At 40.2% G+C, this 22286-nt stretch carries 17 protein-coding genes; 10 read left to right on the top strand and 7 right to left on the bottom strand.

Annotated features, from left to right (window positions below):
- Positions 1-14: 14 nt before the first annotated feature.
- The 4 genes from hslU to JL001_RS23025 all read right to left on the bottom strand — a co-directional run bounded on the left by hslU (position 15) and on the right by JL001_RS23025 (position 6786).
- Positions 15-1415, bottom strand: coding sequence for an ATP-dependent protease ATPase subunit HslU (hslU, locus tag JL001_RS23010; RefSeq protein ID WP_200980240.1), 1401 nt, complete (start codon positions 1413-1415; stop codon positions 15-17).
- Between the two features lie 259 nt (positions 1416-1674).
- Complete coding sequence (lon, locus tag JL001_RS23015) at positions 1675-4158, bottom strand: endopeptidase La (protein WP_200980241.1); 2484 nt, start codon at positions 4156-4158, stop codon at positions 1675-1677.
- Between the two features lie 138 nt (positions 4159-4296).
- Complete coding sequence (gene rseP, locus JL001_RS23020; RefSeq protein WP_200980242.1) at positions 4297-5616, bottom strand: RIP metalloprotease RseP; 1320 nt, start codon at positions 5614-5616, stop codon at positions 4297-4299.
- Positions 5617-5619: 3 nt separating this feature from the next.
- Complete coding sequence (locus JL001_RS23025) at positions 5620-6786, bottom strand: 1-deoxy-D-xylulose-5-phosphate reductoisomerase (protein WP_200980243.1); 1167 nt, start codon at positions 6784-6786, stop codon at positions 5620-5622.
- A gap of 290 nt (positions 6787-7076) precedes the next feature.
- Between JL001_RS23025 and JL001_RS23030 the strand changes: the two genes are divergently transcribed.
- From JL001_RS23030 to JL001_RS23075, 10 genes are all read left to right on the top strand, one after another.
- Positions 7077-8540, top strand: coding sequence for a S1C family serine protease (locus tag JL001_RS23030; protein WP_200980244.1), 1464 nt, complete (start codon positions 7077-7079; stop codon positions 8538-8540).
- A 94-nt stretch (positions 8541-8634) separates the two neighbouring features.
- Positions 8635-9048 (top strand): nucleotidyltransferase substrate binding protein, encoded by a 414-nt coding sequence (locus JL001_RS23035; RefSeq protein WP_200980245.1) that lies wholly within the window; start codon positions 8635-8637, stop codon positions 9046-9048.
- A gap of 116 nt (positions 9049-9164) precedes the next feature.
- Entirely contained in the window at positions 9165-10424 is a 1260-nt protein-coding gene (locus tag JL001_RS23040; RefSeq protein ID WP_200980246.1) for an LVIVD repeat-containing protein, read from the top strand.
- A 60-nt stretch (positions 10425-10484) separates the two neighbouring features.
- A complete protein-coding gene (locus tag JL001_RS23045) occupies positions 10485-11030 on the top strand; it encodes a hypothetical protein (RefSeq protein WP_200980248.1) in 546 nt (181 codons plus the stop codon).
- A gap of 100 nt (positions 11031-11130) precedes the next feature.
- Positions 11131-12270 (top strand): ABC transporter substrate-binding protein, encoded by a 1140-nt coding sequence (locus tag JL001_RS23050; protein ID WP_200980250.1) that lies wholly within the window; start codon positions 11131-11133, stop codon positions 12268-12270.
- Between the two features lie 44 nt (positions 12271-12314).
- The gene (locus tag JL001_RS23055; protein WP_236252953.1) at positions 12315-13331 is read left to right on the top strand and encodes an iron ABC transporter permease; all 1017 of its coding nucleotides are present in this window, start codon (positions 12315-12317) and stop codon (positions 13329-13331) included.
- Positions 13332-14327 (top strand): ABC transporter ATP-binding protein, encoded by a 996-nt coding sequence (locus tag JL001_RS23060; protein ID WP_200980254.1) that lies wholly within the window; start codon positions 13332-13334, stop codon positions 14325-14327.
- Positions 14328-14464: 137 nt separating this feature from the next.
- On the top strand, positions 14465-14896 hold the full coding sequence (locus tag JL001_RS23065; protein ID WP_200980255.1) for a MarR family winged helix-turn-helix transcriptional regulator: 432 nt from the start codon (positions 14465-14467) through the stop codon (positions 14894-14896).
- Between the two features lie 98 nt (positions 14897-14994).
- Positions 14995-15999 (top strand): NAD(P)/FAD-dependent oxidoreductase, encoded by a 1005-nt coding sequence (locus tag JL001_RS23070; protein WP_192012081.1) that lies wholly within the window; start codon positions 14995-14997, stop codon positions 15997-15999.
- Positions 16000-16014: 15 nt separating this feature from the next.
- Positions 16015-16335: a 2Fe-2S iron-sulfur cluster-binding protein gene (locus tag JL001_RS23075; RefSeq protein WP_192012080.1), complete on the top strand. Its 321-nt coding sequence runs from the start codon at positions 16015-16017 to the stop codon at positions 16333-16335.
- A gap of 69 nt (positions 16336-16404) precedes the next feature.
- Here JL001_RS23075 and JL001_RS23080 read toward each other — a convergent pair whose 3' ends face one another.
- The 3 genes from JL001_RS23080 to JL001_RS23090 are packed head-to-tail and all read right to left on the bottom strand — an operon-like array spanning position 16405 to position 21839.
- Positions 16405-18315, bottom strand: a complete 1911-nt coding sequence (locus tag JL001_RS23080) for a DUF389 domain-containing protein (RefSeq protein WP_200980256.1) — start codon at positions 18313-18315, stop codon at positions 16405-16407.
- A 15-nt stretch (positions 18316-18330) separates the two neighbouring features.
- A complete protein-coding gene (gene scpA, locus JL001_RS23085) occupies positions 18331-20454 on the bottom strand; it encodes a methylmalonyl-CoA mutase (protein WP_200980257.1) in 2124 nt (707 codons plus the stop codon).
- On the bottom strand, positions 20451-21839 hold the full coding sequence (locus tag JL001_RS23090; RefSeq protein ID WP_200980258.1) for a methylmalonyl-CoA mutase family protein: 1389 nt from the start codon (positions 21837-21839) through the stop codon (positions 20451-20453). The genes scpA and JL001_RS23090 overlap by 4 nt, the downstream gene beginning before the upstream one ends.
- Between the last annotated feature and the right edge of the window lie 447 nt (positions 21840-22286).

Genomic DNA, 22286 nt, shown 5'->3' on the forward strand with positions numbered 1-22286 from the left:
CCTTCTATTTTTGATTATAAAATGTATTGCGATAAATCCCTGTTTTTCACTAAAGAACTTAGCCTTTCATCTACCATCTCTTTGGTGATCATGATCTTGGAGTTGGCCTGAATGGTATCAGGCACTTCAAACAAGAAGTCATTGAGTAAATGGCTCATCACAGTATGTAATCTCCTTGCCCCAATATTTTCAACTTCCTCATTGATCTTAAAAGCGATCCTGGCTATTTCCTCAATGGCCTCATCAGTATATTCAAGATGTACCTCTTCTGCTCCAAATAATGCCTGGTATTGCTTTGTAAGGGCATTTTTTGGTTCTTTCAAAATCCGGGTAAAGTCATTCTGAGAAAGACTATCTAGTTCTACCCTAATCGGAAAACGTCCCTGCAATTCAGGGATCAAGTCAGAAGGCTTGCTCACATGGAATGCTCCAGCCGCAATAAAGAGAACGTGATCAGTATGCACCAAACCATATTTGGTATTTACTGCACTTCCCTCCACGATTGGCAACAAATCCCGTTGAACACCTTCCCTACTTACATCAGGGCCTCCACCGCCTTTTCCGCTCTTGGAAGCTATCTTGTCCACCTCATCAATGAAGATTATTCCATTGTTCTCAGCCAAGAAAATGGCCTCTTCTTTAACCTCATCAAAATCAATCAATTTGGAAGTCTCTTCTTCCATCAAAATTTTGCGGGCTTCGGCAATGGTCACTTTTCTTTTCTTGGTCTTTTTGGGCATCATCCCACTGATCATGTCCTGAAGGCCGGCCATGCTGGCATCATCCATCATTCCATTACCAATCATCCCTACTCCCACTGGAGAGGATTGCTTGACATTGATCTCTACTTTTCTTTCTTCCAATTCTCCATTTTTGAGCTTCTCTCTGAAACGTTCTCTGGTCTTTTCGTTTAGCTCTTGCTCAGAAGCTTTCTCTGGATCAAACTCTCCGTTGCTATTTGCTCTGGAAGTATTGAAAGAAGGAGTTTTCACAGGTGGGATCAAGATATCCAATAAAATATCCTCTACATTTTCTACCGCCTTTTCTTTTACCTCTTCGTTTTTGTTTTCTTTTACCAAGTTGATGGACTGTTCTACTAGGTCCCTCACCATACTCTCTACATCACGCCCTACATATCCCACTTCTGTAAACTTGGAAGCCTCCACCTTGGTAAAAGGGGCATTGGCCACTTTGGCTAGCCTCCTGGCAATTTCCGTTTTACCTACACCGGTAGACCCAATCATAAGAATATTGTTAGGGACAATATCTTTTTGAAGGTCGCTTTTCACCATCATCCTCCTGATTCTATTTCTCAGTGCAATGGCCACATTTCTCTTAGCATCTTTTTGCCCAATTATATATTTGTCCAATTCATGGACAATTTGTTTTGGTGTCAAATGATTAATTTCTTTCATAATATCTTTCGGTCAGGAAATCAGATTGACTGACTTCGATTATCTTCTTTTCTTTAAACCCACTAACTCATAAAACATGCCAGCAAGTGGATAGTTCAAACTAGATTGTTTGGGTTTTATTTGTGCTAACCTTATAAGCTGTTTACCTCAAATTAAATCAGCTTGAAAATGGTTCTTTAAGTAACACTTTTCTGATCAACTCTTAAAAAAATAACCGGCAACATTTTTATAATCAATGCTGCCGGTTTTATACTAAATTTTAAACTTCCACTGATTTGGATGATTCTTCAAATGTAAACTTCAAAGGATCATCTACTTTAGAATTCATTAAGGAAATTTCCAAAACCTCATCCACATTATCTACAAAATGGAATGTTACCCCTTTCACATATTGTTCATCAATTTCCTCAATATCTTTCTGGTTGCGTTTGCAGAGAACAATCTCCTTGATTCCCGCTCTTTTGGCAGCAAGTATTTTCTCTTTAATCCCCCCAACAGGCATTACTTTTCCTCTCAAAGTAATCTCACCAGTCATTGCTAGTTTGGCTTTCACTTTTCTTTGAGTATATAAAGATGCCAAAGCTGTTAACATCGTAATCCCAGCTGAAGGACCATCTTTTGGTACTGCTCCAGCAGGAACGTGAATATGAAGGTCGTATTGATCAAAGATTCGGCTATCTATTCCATATTTGTAAGCCTTGGACCTTAAGTAGGAAATGGCAGTCATGGCTGATTCTTTCATCACATCACCTAATTGACCGGACAGGGTTAGTTTCCCTTTTCCTTTGCTCAAAGAGGATTCAATAAAGAGGATTTCTCCACCAACTGATGTCCATGCCAAGCCCGTAACCACTCCGGCCACACTGTTGTCTTGGTACATTTCTTTATCAAAAACTTCACCACCCAAAATTTTTCTCACCATGGCTGCTGTGATTTTCTTTTGGTACTCCTCCTCCATTGCAATGGATTTGGCCACATTCCTGATAACTGTACCCAACTGCCTTTCCAAATTTCTTACGCCAGATTCCCTGGTATAATCTTCTATCACTTTTACAATAGCCGCTTTATCGAAAGAAATATCCTTGGCTTTTAATCCATGTTCTTTTCGTTGCTTTGGAATAAGGTGCTTTTTGGCTATTTCCACTTTTTCTTCCATGGTATAACCCGTCACCTCAATCATCTCCATCCTGTCCCTCAAAGCAGGCTGGATAGTCTCCAATGAATTGGCGGTAGCGATAAACAACACTTTGGAAAGGTCATAGTCTACTTCGAGGTAATTGTCTACAAATGCCTTGTTTTGCTCAGGGTCAAGCACCTCCAAGAAAGCGGAAGAAGGATCCCCTCTGAAATCTGAGCTCAGTTTATCGATCTCATCCAATACATAAACAGGGTTGGATGATTTGACTTTCTTCATATTCTGGATAATCTTTCCAGGCATGGCACCAACATAGGTCTTTCGGTGACCTCTGATCTCTGCCTCATCATGCAAGCCTCCAAGAGACATCCTCACATATTTTCTTCCCAATGCCTTGGCAATGGACTTGCCCAAGGAAGTTTTCCCAACACCAGGAGGGCCATAAAGGCATAAAATCGGGCCTTTCAAATCTTGCTTGAGCTTTAGCACAGCCAAATACTCAATGATTCTATCTTTAACTTTTTCAAGGCCATGATGCTCCTTATCCAAGATATCTTTGGCTCTCCTCAAGTCAAAATTATCCTCGGTAAACTCATTCCACGGCAAATCAACCATCACTTCTGCATAATTCAATGCAATCGGATATTCAGCAGCAGATGGATTTATCCTCAACACTTTGTCCAGCTCTTTTTCAAAGTGCTTCCCTACTTCTTCTGGCCACTGTTTATTTTTACCCCTCGCACGCAATTCTTCCACTTCTTTCTCAGGTCCCTCTTCACCTAGTTCGGTTTGAAGCACCTTCATCTGCTGTCTTAGGAAGTAATCTCTTTGCTGCTGGTCGATATCAGTATGAACCTTCTTGTGAATCTCACTTTTCAGCTCCAACATCTGGATATCCTTCATCATAAATTCAAGCAGCAAGGTTGCCCTATCCACTCCATCATTGATCTCTAGCAATTTTTGCTTGGACTCAACAGGAGCAGTAATATTGGATGAAAGGAAATGCGTCAAAAAGGCCGTATTATCAATGTTGTCCAAAGCCACCTGGGCTTCTCTAGGAATATCGGGATTTAATTGCAAGATCTTGGCTGCGGCATCTTTAAGCGATTCTTCCAAAGCCTGAATCTTTTTGTTTCCCTCTGGAAAAGTTTCCTCCAGGTACTCTACTTTCGCCTGGAAATAGGGATCTTCGGTAATGGTTTCCTTTATCTTGAAACGCTTTTTCCCTTGGATGATAATGGTCGTATTGCCATCAGGCAAAACAATCATTTTAACAATCTTTGCGATGGTCCCTACATGATAAATATCATCCCAAGAAGGATCATCATTATTTGGATTGATCTGGGCGCAAACCCCGATCATTTTATCTCCCTTCTGAGCTTTTTTAACCAACTTGATGGAGCGCTCTCGTCCCACTGTAATCGGAATAACTACACCAGGGAAAAGTACTGTATTTCGAACTGATAGAATGGGAATCTCCTCAGAATAGCTCTCAAGTTGTGATTGGTCCGCTTCTTCATCATCAGTGATCAAATGGATCAAATCCCCTTCGCTCGCAAAATCACCCATGATCAATGATTGGTATAATGGACTGTCGTTTTTATTCATATAGAGAATGACTGTAATTTTGTCATATTTAAATTTAAAATAAAAGAAGAACCTTGAATTAACAAAGGTTCTTCTACTAAACTCAATGGATATGCCAATGTCAAAAAAGGTACAAAATGGCAGTGTTTATCGAATGTTTTAGCCTCCAGTAAATAACTTCAGGATATCATTCCCAATGGCAAACACCATCAGGGCCAACAATAACACCATTCCTACTTTCTGGGCATTCTCCAAGAATTTCTCTGATGGACTTCTACCAGAAATCATTTCGTATAACAAGAACACAACATGACCACCGTCCAATGCAGGAATTGGCAATAAATTCATAAAGGCAAGGATCATGGATATCAAGCCTGTGATACTCCAAAACTTCACCCAATCCCAACTGCTGCCATAAATCTTGGCCATTCCAATAGGACCACTGACATTTTTAGTAGATACCTCTCCGGTAAACATTTTACCTAAAGCACGGGCATTAACAATCACTACACTAAAGGCCTTCTCTGTGCCTTTCGCTATCGATTCATTAAAACTATAACTCTTTCTTACAGGCTCGATCAAAGGGTTAACAAGTACTCCAATGGTTCCGTCTTCATAAACATCTATTTCCCCTTCCTTCACTTGACCGTTTCGCTCGTAAGTAAGATCAATTTGCTTGGAAGAATACTCCTCAAGCTTCTTCTGGAAGTCAGTAAAATACCTCACTTTTTCTCCATTCACTGCCAATACCTTGTCCCCTTCTTGCAAACCTAGCTTAGCTGCATGGGTTCCTTTTACCGACTCCATCACCACAAAAGGCACACCTATATCAATAAAATTGGACATGGCCTCTTGATTGGAAAATGAATTGATAAAACCTCTAGGTATTTTTATTTTGATGATCTCACCGTCACGGTCTACCGTGTAGTAACCATTTTCGCTCAACAAAACATCCGCATTGGACAAATCAGACAAACTTTCGTAGGTATGCCCGTTTACTTCAAGAACTTTATCTCCGTCCTGAAAACCGATTTGCTGTCCAATATCATACGCCACTATCCCATGTTCAATCACTTGGTCTCTGGAAAAATAGGTTTCTCCACGGTCATAGGTCAAAGCGATAAAGATGATGATCCCTGTAATCACATTAACAATAATCCCTCCAAGCATCACTATCAATCTTTGCCAAGCTGGCTTAGCCCTAAATTCCCAAGGCTGTGGTTCTGAGGCCAACTGTTCAGTATCCATGGACTCATCCACCATTCCTGATATTTTAACAAATCCACCAAGAGGGATAGCCCCCAATGAATACTCTGTCTCTCCATACTTAAACCCTACAATTTTCGGAGGAAAACCAATGGAAAATTTTTCTACTCTCATGCCAAACAGCTTCGCTGCCAACATGTGCCCCCCTTCATGCAACCCAACCAAAATAGAGAGTCCCAGCAATAGCTGGCCCACCATAATCAAAGTATCCATACTTTATTTTTTAAACTTTATAATTTCTTCTGTTACAATTCTTGCCTTTTTGTCAGTATCGACAAAGTCCTGTAAGGCAGGATGACTGACAAATTCCACTTTTTCCATTGCTTTTGCAATAATATCGGACATTTCTAAGAACCCGACCTGATCTTGCAAAAACGCGGCCACAACCACCTCATTGGCAGCATTGAGTACACAAGGCGCATTGCCTCCCCTCTCCAATGCGTCGAAAGCCAATTGGAGGTTCCTAAATGTTTTTAAATCTGGCTTCTCAAAATCCAAAGAAGGATATTGCATAAAATCAAACCTTGGGAAATCGGACACTAATCTGTCCGGATATGACAAGGCAAACTGAATGGGAATACGCATATCAGGTAACCCGAGTTGTGCCTTGATACTACCATCTTCAAATTGAATCAAAGAATGCACGATAGATTGGGGATGCACCACCACCTCAATCTGATCAGGTCTAACTCCGAATAGCCATTTTGCCTCAATCACTTCCAAGCCCTTGTTCATCATGGAGGCAGAATCGATGGTAATCTTGGCACCCATATCCCAATTGGGATGCTTTAAGGCCTGCTCCTTGGTAACATCCTGCAAAGAGGCACTATCACGTCCTCTAAACGGCCCACCTGAAGCGGTCAGAATCAGTTTCTCAATTGGATTATGGAACTCCCCTACTAAACATTGAAATATTGCGGAATGTTCTGAATCAACGGGATAAATATTTACACCTTTTTCCCTAGCCAACTGCGTAATTAGCTCCCCAGCCACGACCAAAGTCTCTTTATTGGCCAAAGCGATTTGCTTACCCGCATTGATGGCACTTATCGTAGGCAACAAACCTGAATACCCTACCAACGCAGTAAGCACAACATCAATAGTATCCATTTCAACCACCTGGGCCAAGGCTTTCTCCCCTGCATAAACCTTAATATAATGAGGATCCAATGCCGTTTTGAGCTTCTTATAATGAGACTCATTTGCAATGACCACAGCATTAGGGGTAAACTCTATGGCCTGCTGAATCAATAAATCCACATTATTCTGGGCTGTCAGCACTTCCACCTCAAAGCGGTCATCATGATTTCTCATCACTTCCAAAGCCTGGGTACCGATACTGCCCGTAGATCCCAGCAGTGCTACTCTTTTCTTACTTGACATTGATGTCTTTATTTCTCTGCAATAGAGACTTTTTGTCTCCTCTTTTAACTCAAAGCTATCTTATTAAGCTGACAAATTTACAAGCTTAAAAGACTTTTCCTTTGTTTTTTGCCACTTTTTCACCTTCAGCCTTTCTGGCATTTCCTTGGAGAGGCCTAAAGTAGTTAAATTGTATTATGGTTTGCATTACGAGCGTTCTGATTCATGGTTCAGTGCCAGTTTATTAAAAAATGTTAAACAGAAGATCGTAATAAAAATTTAGACGTAAATTGATCTAAAAAATTAGTCTCATGCAAAAAAGCTTAACTACTTTCATTTTGGCCTTTGTTGCCGGACTGTTGGGAGCCTGGGCGTATCAGCAGTTATTCACTCATGACAATTTATCCAATTTAGAGACCTCTTCTGGTCAAACATACTCTTCCCAGCAAGTTCACAATTATACGGAAGAAGAGATTAAGCCCAAGCCTTCCATGGTTCAAAACAATCCACCAACTTCTTTTGTAGAAGCGTCGGAAAAAAGCACCGAGTCGGTCGTTTTTATAAAGAACTTTTCCGGAACCGACTATAGAAGGTATAGCATGTTTGACTTCTTTTTCGGTCCTCAAGGAGGCTCAAGCCAACGCGTTAGTACAGGATCTGGGGTTATTTTCAGCCAAGATGGCTATATCATCACCAATAACCATGTGGTTGAAAATGCCGAAACATTAGAGGTAATCCATCATAAAAAAACTTATCAAGCCAAACTCATAGGCACGGACCCTAATACTGATATTGCCGTACTGAAGATTGAGGCTGAAGAGCTTCCGGCTATCCAAAAAGGCAGTAGCAGAGACCTTAAAATTGGGGAATGGGTCATTGCAGTCGGCAATCCTTTCAACCTTACTTCGACCGTAACGGCCGGAATTGTTTCTGCCAAAGAAAGACAAATCAACATTCTTGGAGGAGATTTCCCATTGGAATCTTTTATCCAAACAGATGCTGCCATTAACCCTGGAAACTCTGGTGGAGCCCTGGTCAATGTCAAAGGGGAATTAGTTGGCATCAACACTGCCATTCTTTCCAGGACCGGCTCTTACACTGGTTATGGGTTTGCTGTGCCTGTGGATATTGCCTCTAAGGTTGCCAATGACCTGATCAAATTTGGTGAAGTACAGAAAGCCATCCCTGGTATTGAAGCAGTAGAAATCACCCCTGAATTAGCCAAAGAAATGGATCTTGAGTCCTTAGATGGTGTGGTGGTCACCCATGTTATTAGAGGTGGCGCTGCAGACCAAGCTGGCATAGCAGTAAAGGATGTCATTAAAGGTGTAGATGGTATTAAAGTTACCGGAAAGGGAAGTTTTGAAGAAGCGCTTTCCTATTACTACCCGGGAGATAAATTGAACATCACTTATGACCGAGGTAACCAGCACAAAAGCACTGAACTCATCCTTCAAAACCTCGAAGGAGGCACAGGCATAATCAAAAGAGCATTTTACTCCTCTGCTTTATTAGGGGCAAGATTAGAATCGGTAAATACAGTAGAAAAAGACCGACTTCAGATTAATTACGGAATCAAGATCACATCCTTGACAAGAGGATATCTAAATGAATTAGGACTAGGAAATGGCTTCATCCTAACAGAAGTTAATGGCGAACCGGCAAAAGACCCCAAAGAAATAGGCTCCTTCTTGGAAGATTACAGTGGGCGATTGGTCATAGAAGGACTCACTCCAAGAGGGAGGCCTTTCAGGCAATCATACAGTGTCAGGTAAAACTAATTTAGACAAAAATTAAATTGAAAGCACCGGAATAATTTCGGTGCTTTCTTTATTGGAATTTTGTACTTTTAAGAAAACGACATCGATTATGAAAACACAGCCGCTAACTTGCGAAAAGTGCTTTGATGATTTCCAAACCTCACTTGTAGAGCTTCAGGAAGTCATTGAGGAAGTTAAACTGAAAGGAATAAACCCAAAGCTTGAACAACATTTGCACCGATCCTTTGAAATCACCCATGAGCTTGCCCTGAACACCATGACTGAGTTTTTTAAAAAACAAGGCAGGCCTCCCTACTCTGGCTCAAGAGATGTCACCCTTGATGCTTTCAATGAAGAACTTATTGACGATGGAAAAGGCTGGTTGGACATGATCATTTGCCGGATCAAAGCCACTCCCGTCTACACTGAAAATGCTTCAAACTCCTTAACAGAAAATATTCTAAAGAACTATGTACATCTATTTGAAAATTTTGAAAAGAAAATGTACGACAGACTCAATTAAATTACATCCTTAAAAAAACTGAAATTTTATTCTTCACCTTGTAGCACTTGAGACGAACACTACGTCTAAGGAACATAAAGCTTTTAGTTAAACTAATAACCTTAAATTTCTTAGTCATGAAACAGCGTTTACTCATTTCCAAAAATTGGTCTCAAGTGCTGACATTTTTTTTGATAGTCCTTGGATACACCTCTTGCAACGACCAAGTAGAGAGCACCTACACTTATCACGCCATGGTCCCCGTTTCGATGGAAGCCAGTACCTTGAGAAGCATGTCCGTTGGACAAGTGGCTCCTAGAGAGATAAGTGAAACAGGAAAAATTTATATTTTTGGTGACTTTTTATTTGTCAATGAGCCCCATGAGGGCATCCATGTCATCAATAATTCCAACCCTTCAAACCCTCAAAACATCAGTTTCATAGAAGTCCCTGGCACGGTGGATTTGGCTGTAAATGACAATATACTTTACGCAGATAGCTACATTGACCTACTGGCCTTTGACATTAGCAACCCCTATAATGTCAAAATGGTCAAAAGAGTGGAAGATGTCTTTATGAACTATTACACCAACCCAGAAGTAGGAACTTTCATGTATTTCAAGGATTCTGTCATGACCAGTACCGAACCAAGAAGAAATTGGGGAGGACCAATCTTTTGGTTAGAAACCGCCTCATTTGCCAATGCCGATGCAGGAGGCAGCTATGGGCAAGGTGGATCAATGGCCAGGTTCACATTATCTAGCGGGTACCTTTATACCGTTGACGATTACGACTTAAGGTTATTCGATGTAAGTGAAAAAGCTTCCCCGGAGTTCGTAAAACAGATCAACCTTGGTTGGGGAATAGAGACCATCTTCCCATTCAAGGACAAGTTATTTATCGGTTCGAATACGGGCATGCACATCTATGATGTTTCTACTCCATCAGAACCGGAAATGCTTTCTGTTTATTCTCACTTCACCAGCTGTGACCCAGTAGTAGCCAATGATGATTATGCTTTTGTCACCTTGAGGAGCGGCACTTTCTGTCGTCAGGGCATGAATGTATTGGAAGTACTTGATATCAAGGATCCATCCAACCCGAAATTACTCAAATCTTATGAAATGAAAAATCCTCACGGATTGGGCTTATCAGGCTACAACCTTTTCGTTTGTGAGGGGGAATATGGCTTAAAAAGCTTCAAAGTACAAGACGTGATGAACCTTGATAAAAACCAAATGCAACACTTGGAGAATCTAAATGCTATTGATTTAATTCCCGGACCAAAATCACTTATCGTAATTGGCAATGATGTAATCTGCCAATATGATTATAGTAATCCAGGTCAACTCAAACTATTAAGCTGTATGCAGATTGAAAAACAGCAACTTTATTAGACTTTCAGAATGACTTTGTTTTTTAAGACTTTTAGTTGGATTGTTTTAACTTTGGTAATCATGCTTTTTAAGGGAAGTGTCCAGGCTCAGACGCTTCCCTTCACCAATCATACCGAAATAGGTATTTTGCAAAGTAATCAGGGGCTAGGGATTACTTCCGCTTTAACCTTGCAAACTTTTAACGGTGTAAGAATCAACCCATGGCTAAACCTAGGTTTTACGACAGGCATAGACAGGTACAACATTGCTAACATTCTACCTTTGGCTTTCGGGGCTAGGGCCTATTGGGGAAATGAAAAGTTCCTTCCATTGGCTTCTTTTGACATTGGCCTTGGCTCGACCTTATTGGAAAAGAAAACCGATACGGAATGGCACGAGGGAGGACTTTTACTCAATCCTACATTTGGAGTACTCATGAAAACCAAGGGAAAGACCAAGCTCAGTCTTACCATTGGTTACAAAAGGCAAATACTTACTGAATACTCCGCGGTGCTGGATCCGCAGCAAACCAACTTCAACAACTCATTGCCATCCGGTTATCACTCTCTGAGGGCTGAAAGGTACATTTTTAACCGTGCATCTATCAGATTGGGAGTATTTTTCTAAGGGGTTGGAAGAAATGGGAGCTTTCATGTACCTTTGATACCTGATCATAAAAGAAAGGTTTTTAAGAATATCATCAATAGTCCAAGTCTGGTTTTCGGTTATGAGTAAAGTATTATTTTATTTGACAATCATTTTTAGTATTGCAGCATGCTCTGCCCCCAACCAAAAAGCATCTCATAATGAAGAATTAGAGGAAATCCCTTTGGACCATGCCGTAGGTTTTAAAATACTCCAAGGCAAAGGCTGCAAGATAGTCGAAGTATTACATGGATTCCCAGGGGAACACCAAGCCTTTCGGTATTTGGTCAAAGAAACAGAAAAAACAAAAGCACCAGAATCCCATTTTGATGCAATAATTGATTCCTCTGTCCAAAAAATCATTCTCACCTCCACGACACAAATTCCCCACTTGGATGAATTGGACTTATCTAAAAATCTTATAGCATTCCCAAACACCAAACTGATCTCCTCAAAGAAAATAAGAAAGCAAATCGACCAGGGTGAAGTGGAAGACTTAGGCACTGGAGCCAAATACAATACTGAAAAAATCATTGATTTGGAACCAAACTTAGTAGTAATATCTACTTTGGGAGATAACTTAAAAGACCTTCAAGTCCTGAGTCAGGCGAAAATCCCTACTGTCATCAATGGAGATTATATGGAACAAACCCCCCTAGGAAGGGCTGAATGGATGAAATTTACGGGTGCGCTTACGGGAAAACTCAAGGAAGCAACAAAGAAATTTGACGAAATAAAACAAAATTACAATGCTTTAAAATCATCTGTAAAAGAGGCTAACCTTGAAAATCTCCCAACCGTCATTAGTGGCAGTATGTACAAAGACATTTGGTATGCTCCTGCCGGCAACAACTGGGGAGCGATATTTCTAAAAGACGCAGGCGCTGATTACATATTTAAAGACCAGGAAAGTTCAGGAAGCCTTCAACTGAATTATGAATATGTATTGGAAAAAGGTTTAAATGCTAACATTTGGATCAGTACAGCCGAATTCACTTCCTTGGATCAAATGAAAAATGCAGATGAAAGATATACCCAGTTTTCATCCTTCCAAGAAGGAGAGGTTTATACCTTTTCGAATACCCGAGGAGAAACCGGAGGACTAGAGTACTTTGAGCTAGGCTATACTAGGCCTGACATAATCCTTAAAGACTTGATAAAAGTTTTTCATCCCGAGCTATTACCCAACTATAGCCCTTATTTTTACCAAAAATTAGATTAGTCATTTTTAATTTGGAGACCTTTAGTAAAAATATAAGACTAAAATTGATCACAGGAGTAGTTTTACTTTTGGTGTTTTTCCTTGTTAATATCTCCATAGGCTCTGTTTATATCCCAATACCCCAATTAATTCATGGATTATTAGGCGCTGACCTAGATAAAGCCAGTTGGGAAACCATACTTTTCCTTTATCGTATTCCAAAAGCCATTACAGCTGTTTTAGTAGGAATTTCACTTTCAGTGAGTGGTCTTCAAATGCAAACTTTTTTTAGAAATCCTTTAGCAGGCCCCTATGTTCTTGGAATAAGTTCTGGAGCAGGATTAGGCGTTGCCATCATGATTATGGGAGGCAGTGCGCTTGGAATCACATTTTCTTCCAGTTCCAATTATATGACTTGGGGCATTTGGGGAATCATCATATCAGGAAGTTTAGGAGCCATTTTGGTCTTGCTGCTAATGAGCCTGACTGCTTGGAAAATTAAAGATAGCATGACGCTTTTGATAATAGGGTTGATGTTTGGCAGCGCTTCAGGTGCTGTGGTCAGCGTATTGTCTTATTTTGGTAATGCTGAAGACTTAAAGCTTTTCACTATCTGGTCCATGGGAAGCTTAGGCGGCATTAGTGGAACGCAACTGGAAGTTTTATCCCTTATTTGCTTCATTGGTATTATTCCCGTAATCGCTTTAATAAAATCATACAATGCAATGCTAATGGGAGAGCGCTATGCCACCAGTATGGGAGTCAATATCAAAAGTCTGAGATGGGCCATGATCTTAAGTACGGGATTGTTGGCAGGAAGTGCCACGGCTTTTTGTGGACCAATCGCCTTTATAGGAATAGCTGTCCCCCATTTGGCTAGAATGATATTCAGAACTGGTGACCACAGAATCCTTTTCCCTGCTTCTGCTTTGATAGGAGCCTGCTTCCTATTGATCAGTGATGCCATTAGCCAAATCCCCGGTTCTGCAGAGACATTGCCAATCAACGTAATCACTTCTTTATTTGGTGCACCTTTGGTAATTTGGCTAATTCTAAAAAGAAACTTGAGTAGTGAATTTTAAATGGTAAAGGACAAGCACATATTGACTGGGCAAAACGTCAGCATTGGCTATAAAAAAGGAAAGTCCTTCAAGAAAATAGGTACATCCTTGACCTTTGAGCTACAAAAAGAAAAATTGACCTGTCTGCTTGGCCCCAATGGAGTAGGAAAATCTACGCTGATAAAAACCATCATGGGACAGCTCCCAAGTCTTGAAGGAAGCATCAATTTTGGTCATCTTCCTGTCCAAGAAATCGATGCTAAATCATTGGCCAAGAAAATCAGCGTGGTACTGACAGACAGGATTTCTCCCGGAAATCTCTCAGTCGAACAGCTGGTGAGCCTTGGAAGAACCCCGTTTACAAACTGGATTGGCAAACTCACTCCTGAGGACAAAGAAATGGTGGTAGAGGCCATGAAGGCCACCAAAACCTACTACCTTAAAGATCAATTGGTTTCGGAATTAAGTGATGGGCAGCTTCAAAAAGTAATGATTGCAAGGGCCTTGGCCCAAGATGGTGATTTGATCATTCTTGATGAGCCTACTGCTCATCTGGACTTGGTCAACCGATACGAAATCATGCACCTGCTTAGAGAAGTCACACAAAACAAACATAAATCCATTTTGGTCATCACCCATGACCTCGACATAGCCATTGAAACTTCAGATGAACTTTGGATCATGCAATGTGGTGATCCCCTTTTATGCGGAACACCTGAAGACCTTATTCTTTCAGGAAAAATCAACAAACTTCTCCCTAGTGATGAGCTGTCTTTTGATTCAAATACCGGAAAAATCCGACCTAAGTCATTCCCCTTGTCCCCTTCTATTAAGGGACCCCAGCCAATTACCCAATGGCTGAACCTGGCTCTTCAAAAAAATAGCATAAGTTTATCTGAAGAAACTTCCATCCACGTCACTGAAGCACCACTTACTTTTGAAATCAGTCGCCCAAATTTGATTTTCAAAGCAAAATCGATTCAAGAAGTCATTCACTTTCTCCTCAAAAACAGCTAAATCATTCATTTTTAGAAAACATCAAACCAGTTTAAAAATGAATCAATCAAATAAAAACTCATTAACCCTATCTTTTTTATAGGGTTTTATTTTTCGTAAAACAATTTTCCATTATATTTGTCATACTAATAATTGCGATGACAAAAGAACAATTTAGCCAATACTCCTTTTTACTGGACAGAACAGCCAGGAGGGTTAAACAATACGCCCAGCAAAAGTTCAAAAATGGAGATTTTGACGTAACTGTTGATCAATGGCTCATCTTAAAGCGACTAGCGGAAAACGAGGCCATAAGCCAATCAGAGTTAGCCGCTTTAGTTTTCAAAGATCAGCCTACTTTGACCCGAATCATTGATATCCTATGCAAAAAAGGATATGTAGAAAGGGTACAGCATCCCGCTGACAGGAGGAGTTACCAAATTCATCTGACCAGTGATGGACATGATAAAGTCAATGAGCTCAAACCTAAAGTTTCTCTTATCAGAGAGAAAGCTTGGGAAAAATTGGATCAAAATGATTTTGAAGAATTCAAAAGAATCTTGAACACAATCTACAGTAATTTAGAATAGTTTTAAATAATTATGGGATTGGCTGTTTTACTACCTATATTTGCACGGAAAAAACAGACAATTTCAATTTGGTAAGCAAGTAAATAGATATACATACCATGATAACAACTGACATTTGCATCATCGGAGCTGGGCCTGTAGGATTATTCACTGTATTTGAAGCAGGCTTGCTGAAAATGCGTTGTCACCTGATTGACGCATTGCCACAGGTAGGTGGACAGCTTTCTGAAATATATCCACAAAAGCCAATTTATGACATTCCAGGTTATCCGGAAGTCAAAGCCCAGGATTTGGTAGATAATCTGATGAAACAGATTGAACCTTTTAACCCGACTTTTAGCTTGGGCGAAAGAGTGGACCACCTTACCAAACAGGACGATGGATCTTATGTGGTGACCACTAGTGACAAAACAAAAGTTCATGCCCAAGTAATTGTGATTGCTGGAGGCTTGGGTTGTTTCGAACCAAGAAAACCTGTTCTGGAAAACCTTGAAAACTTTGAAGGGAAAGGCATCACCTACATGGTAAAAGATCCTGAGCAATTTAGAGGTAAAAAAGTGATCTTGGCAGGAGGCGGTGACTCTGCCCTAGACTGGACCATCTTCCTGTCCGATGTAGCCGAAAAAGTAACTTTAGTACATAGAAATGAAACTTTCAGAGGAGCTCCTGATTCTGCTGCCAAGGTTTTTGATTTAGCTAACAACGGTAAAATTGATCTAATCTTGAGTTCTAATCTTACCAAAATATCTGGCAACGGACACCTTCAAAGTGTCACCATGAAAAATAAAGCCAAGGAAGAATTGGTAGTGGATACAGATTATTTGATTCCTCTTTTCGGACTAAGCCCAAAATTGGGGCCTATTGCTGACTGGGGTTTGAATATTGACAAAAACGCCATTGAAGTGGATACTACTGATTACTCTACCAATGTTGAGAGAATCTATGCCGTTGGAGATATCAACACCTATGAAAATAAACTTAAGTTGATCCTTTGTGGATTCCATGAGGCAGCTTTGATGTGCCACAGCGCTTTCAAATATGTTTATCCAGATCAAAAATTAAGCTTTAAATACACGACTGTTAATGGTGTAAATTCATTTTAATTGTAAATTTGCGGCATGGTAACATTTGAAGTAGAAGATCACGACGGAAACCGTCAATCAATTGAGGCTCCTGACGACATGGGCCTGAGCCTAATGGAGGTTCTGAAAGCATCTGAATACCCTGTATTGGCCACTTGTGGCGGGATGGCACTTTGTGCTACTTGCCATGTAGAAGTATTGGAAGGTAAAGATGGACTTGGTGAAGCCACTGATGTGGAGCTTGACCAGCTGGAGGCCTTGCCGGAAATGTTTGACACCAGTAGGCTTGCTTGTCAAATCAGAATCAGTGAGGAATTGGAAGGGGCGGTTTTCAAACTAAGAGGAGAAGAAAATTAAAATTTCCTGTGTATAATTTAAAAAGGTTGGCAATACATCATTTTGTCAACCTTTTATTTTTTATTCAAATCATTTCATCTTTACCCCAATAGTCACTTCCAAGATCACCTCTTCGCCTACCAACCCTTCAATTTCTTTTTTTATCCGCTCTAGTTCCCCTTCTTTTAGGGCATGCTCTGAAATAATCGTCAGAGAAATACTTATAGGCTGCAAACTCCTAATCTTTACATTCCTGAGTGTCACATCCTCTTCAATATGATAGCCACTTAGATTTTTCAGTAATTTATTTTCCCTAACCATCTCAGAAAAACCTAATGCCAAGGGTGCACTTACTCCAACTACCAAAAAAAATGACCACACCAAACCTTTTCTTGCCAATCTAAATGGACTAAAGCCAAGGAGAAGAAAGGTAAGCGCCGCAGCCAAAATCATCCCTGCCAAGTTAGTAACCAGTAACAATAAGGCTCCAGAAAACACAGCCCAATCTCCCCAGCCTAAGCCGATTCCAGACACTGCGAGCGGAGGAACCAAAGCAACAGCAATTGCCACACCTGCTAAGGTTTTTGCGATTTCTTTCTTCGAATGGGCGTAAGCTCCGGCCACACCTGAAACCGCCGCTACGCCCAAATCCAATAAGTTTGGCCTTATCCTCGCAGTAATTTCTTCATTCAGGATGTTTAAAGGAGTAAGCCGAGTCAATAGCACAGCAAAGATATACCCAAGTAATAAACCAAGTCCTACTGTCTTAAGGCTATTTAAAGTCAATCGTTTATCTTGCCTGAGCACTCCCATACTTAATGAAATTATAGGAGCCATCAATGGTGCTAAGATCATCGCTCCAATAATCACGGGAGAGGAATCTGAAAACAACCCCAATGTAGCGATAAGCGTGGATAAAACCATCAATACCAAATAACTGGATTTGGGCACTGAATTTTCCCTCAGCTGGGTAAACAGATCCTTAAATTCCTCCGTAGTAGCATGGTAGATATACGGAAGTGGTCCCTTTAACAATTCCTCCTTTGCCTCTCCTCTTGGCAGAAGCTGTGTTTTAAAAACTTCTTTATTATTTGCTTTCGCTTCGGTCTCTAGATATCTCCCTGGAATAATCTGCAAAGCTTTATTCTTTACCTCTAATTCAATTTCTTGAGCATTTTGAGAAACACCATCCACAGTATACCCCATAGTCTCTTGACTAGAAATCTTCATTTTACGGGTCCTAATATGCGCTACAAATGAAGGTAGTTTGGGGTTCTTGCTTGATCTGAAAAAGCTTTTCAAACCAAACCCTATGAGAGACATTACACTTTGTGGAGCCAAAACCAAGTTGTGCATCATGCCATCATCCACAAAACTATCCTCCAAAACCCTCCTTCTCAACAATGAACTTCGACCATGTTGCACTATGACCATTCCTAATGCAGCTGTATTTATCTCACTTTTCTTACTTTCCTTTTCTGCATTTTCAGTCTCCTCTTGTGGAATCACAATGGTATATGGATGCAGGAAAACCCGCTTTAACATTCCAAAAAGATTCTTCACTTTCTCCAAAAATTGCTTTAGCCAGGACAGCTCAGCGATTCCATACATCACTCCCATCGACTCACCAATGATAACGGTATTGATCACAGGATCACCATTCACCAATAACACATCAATCTGTTTTGATGATTCACTTTCCAGAATATGCTTGACCGACTTTTCCAGGTTTGCTCCAATACCAAAACCTTGTCGCCCATGGACCATTTCTGGATGGGGCAAAAAAGCCATGGTCCACCCTTGACTAATTGCAAGCGGAACCAACAATTTCAGTTTTTTGTCACTTAAATAAGTGACAACCAAATCATCCTTTAATAAGTTTAGATTGAGCTCATTACCAAAAGGAACCTTTGCTTTTAAATGCCCCTTTAAAAGTGGTAAAACCTTTTCCTCAACTTCCTTGGTTAATTTCTCATCGAATAATAATGTTAATTCCTTCATAAAGCCTTAAAAAAATCAACCCTTCATTAATGTTTGAAGAATCTCAATCGCTGCTTTGGGCAATTCGGTTCCCGGACCAAAGACAGCTAAAACACCTTTACTTTTTAGGAACTCGTAATCATGCGGAGGGATAACTCCTCCCGCTACTACTTTAATGTCCCCTCTACCTAAATCAATTAATGCCTGAATCAATTGTGGAATCAATGTTTTATGCCCCCCTGCTAAAGAAGACGCACCAACAATATGCACATCATTATCGGCGGCTTGCCTTGCCACCTCTTCTGGTGTTTGAAAAAGAGGCCCAATATCCACATCAAAGCCCATATCTGCAAAACCTGTAGCAATCACCTTTGCCCCCCTATCGTGGCCATCTTGCCCCATTTTAGCAATCAATATTCTTGGTCTCCTTCCATCGAATTGCTCAAACTTGTCTGATAATAGAATAGCATTCTTGACCGCTTCACTATCTTGGGATTCTTTAATGTAAACTCCTGAGACAATGCTTCCGCTTGCTTTATGTCTTCCATACACCTTTTCCATAGCCATTGAGATCTCTCCTAATGTAGCTCTTTTTCTAGCAGCATCCACAGCCAATTCGAGCAAATTTCCCGAACCACTTTTTGCCGCTTTTGTAAGCTCACCCAAGCTTAACAGAACTTTTTCCTCATTCCGCAGCAATTTTAATTGAGTAATTCTTTCTATTTGCTTTTTACGCACTTCCTCATTATCTATCTCAAGGACATTAAAGTCATGATCTTTCTCCGAAACAAATTTATTGACCCCAACAATGATCTCTTCACCACTATCTATCCTTGCCTGCTTTCTGGCTGCAGCCTCTTCTATTTTTCTTTTAGGAAAACCTGATTCCAAAGCCTTGGTCATACCACCGAGCTCCTCCACTTCTTGGATATGTTCCCAAGCCTTTTCAACCAACCGATCTGTCAAATATTCCAAGTAATCTGCTCCACAAAGTGGATCCACATTGCTGGTCAGCCCAAGCTCTTCTCTCAGGATCAATTGGGTGTTTCTGGCAATTCGAGCAGAAAAATCAGTCGGTAAGGCTATGGCCTCATCAAAAGCATTGGTATGCAAGGACTGTGTATGTCCAAGAACCGCAGCTAAGGCCTCCACAGTTGTTCGAGCTACATTGTTGAAAGCGTCTTGTTCGGTCAGTGACCATCCTGATGTCTGGCAATGTGCTCTCAGCATTAGGGATTTGGGATTTTTAGCATCAAAGCGCTTCATCAACTTTGCCCATAACAACCTTCCCGCCCTCATCTTGGCTATTTCCATATAATGATTCATGCCAATACCCCAGAAAAAAGAAAGCCGAGGAGCAAAATCATCTATTGCCAAGCCCGCCTTTAAGCCTGTTCTCACATACTCCAAACCATCAGATAAAGTGAAAGCCAACTCCAAATCGGGTGTGGCACCAGCCTCTAGCATATGATAGCCCGAAATGGAAATGGAATTAAAAAGTGGCATATGTTTAGCAGTATATTCAAAAATATCAGCAATGATTTTCATTGATGGTTCTGGAGGATAGATGTATGTATTTCGAACCATAAACTCCTTCAAAATATCATTCTGAATAGTGCCTTTCAACTTATCAGGATTTACTCCTTGTTCTTCAGCGGCTACAATGTAAAATGCCATTACTGGAATAACAGCCCCATTCATGGTCATGGAAACAGACATTTGGTCAAGAGGAATTTGATCAAAAAGCACCTTCATATCCAGCACCGAATCAATCGCCACTCCTGCCTTGCCTACATCTCCCTGCACTCTTGGATGATCAGAATCATAACCTCTATGGGTAGCTAAATCAAAAGCAATAGACAGCCCTTTCTGGCCTGCTGCCAGGTTTTTCTTATAAAATTCATTGGAAGCTTCAGCAGTCGAAAAGCCAGCATATTGACGAACTGTCCAAGGTCTGGTTTTGTACATGGTACTATAGGGTCCCCTTAAAAAAGGAGGAATCCCAGAGCCATATTTCACATGCCCCAGCTCCTTGATCTTTTCTGTATCAAAACTAGTCGGCACACTTATCTTACCTGATGTTTCCCACAAATGCACTGAGGATATAACTTTATTAATTACATTTCTTTGCTGACTTAGTTGGTTCAGGTTTGGCCTCATTTTCCTTTCTTTTTACTGTTATAAAAAATCAAACTCCTCGAAACAGCTTTCAACTGTTGAGTAGTCTCTTCAAAGTCAAATCCTGACTCAAAGATTTCTCCTTGAACATATTTATTCAAGCCTACCACACTATCCTCACCAGATATCATTCTTGATATTCTCTGTGACCTTACCTCTTTGACTTGCGACTGAATAGCACCCCTAGCTACCAAGCTAGCCCAACCTCCTTTACTTTCTATTTCCTTTAATATTTCTTCTACTTTATCATAAATAGTCCCCATGAGAAACAATGAAAAATAGGCGCCAGCAGTCAAGTCATTCACTTTATCAAAATGGCTTTCATACTTAATTAAATTGGACACATTGGATGATATTCTACGTTCAAAAACCTTTGCACTACCAGAATCATGGGGAAGAATTAAAAGTGCATTACATCCACCTTGAATTGCCATCAAAGCTTCTGCCGTATTTCTGACCATATTATTGTTTGGTTCCATAATGTCCTTGGTCCAAACACTTGATGTAGTAAAAAAGTAGATAGCATCTGAACTCCAATCGAATCCATAAAGTCTTGCAAGCTGGGACACCATAACCCTCAGCACTTTCAATTTGGAAATATTCATAAAATAATCTCCCCCCACTGCAGTGAGCAAAAAGAGATTGGAAAAGATATCTCTTGGAGCATTTCCCTTTTCAGTCATAAAGTCCATCAACTCTATTAACGCAGATAACCCAAACGACAATTCCTGGGTGGTATTTCCTCCTGCATTATGATAAATAGAAAAATCCAAACACAGCCCCCTAAAAAATGGAAACTCTTTGGTCATGTGGTATACCTTTATTGTTTCTTCTTTTAACTTGAACTGGTCAACCTTTTCTTCAAAAGAAAGCAGAAGAGAGTCCCATAAAAACCCTCCCTTTAAATCACTCAGAGGCAAACCCTTTGCATGGAACCATTTCAAAAAGGCCTCTAGAACCATTGCTGGATCTTTCTTAGGCTTAAGCCAAATGGAGATATTTTCAGGATGGATATCAGAAAGTAATTCCTCTAAATCTCCATCCCCAGACCACTCCATGACTACCCCTTCAATACCAAAAGACAAAACAGACTGAAATGTGGATAGGTCATCGTGGTCCAAGTCCACCCAAGAAATATTATCCCACTCTCTTTTTCCCTCATCTTCCCTTTTACCAATATCATACGCCCTTAACCAATCCCACTTTTCAACATCTTCACTTAGCAATACTGGCGGGATAGAAATATCCACTATTGTATTATAGGAAACCAATTCATCAAAATTATCGAGTTGGGTATCCTTTAATGCTTTGGCGATCCAATCCTGTTTATTCAAAGGAAGAAAGCCATAAAAAGATTGATCAGCCATATCGGGTTTTACTAGGTCTTAGAGTATCTCATCACTTATGAGCACTTTATAAAAATAAGATTTTGCAATTAAAATACCATTTTTCTGCACTTCACTTTATCGAGTCTAGTTCTTTCAATTATATATTCCTAATCCGACAATATTTTTGTATCTTCCATCTTAAAGGCTCAAAAGGATTTGCGAAAATCCAGCTCGTACGTTTCTCACTTGAAACTAGTGTTTATGACACTAATTGCTCTAAAAACCTCAAAATTTTCGCACTCAACAATTTGGAAATTCAATAATTTAAATCACATAATTCTCACTAGTAACCACAATGACATTAACACAAAACACTAGCTAAGTCAAGCAAACTTTGATTTTTAATTTAGATATATTTTCCCCAAATTTGTTGCCCTTCCAAGGTGAAGCGGGACATCTTTAATTCTTTCTTGTAACCTATTTTAA

It is taken from the genome of Echinicola sp. 20G (assembly GCF_015533855.1).
Taxonomy (GTDB): Bacteria; Bacteroidota; Bacteroidia; order Cytophagales; family Cyclobacteriaceae; genus Echinicola.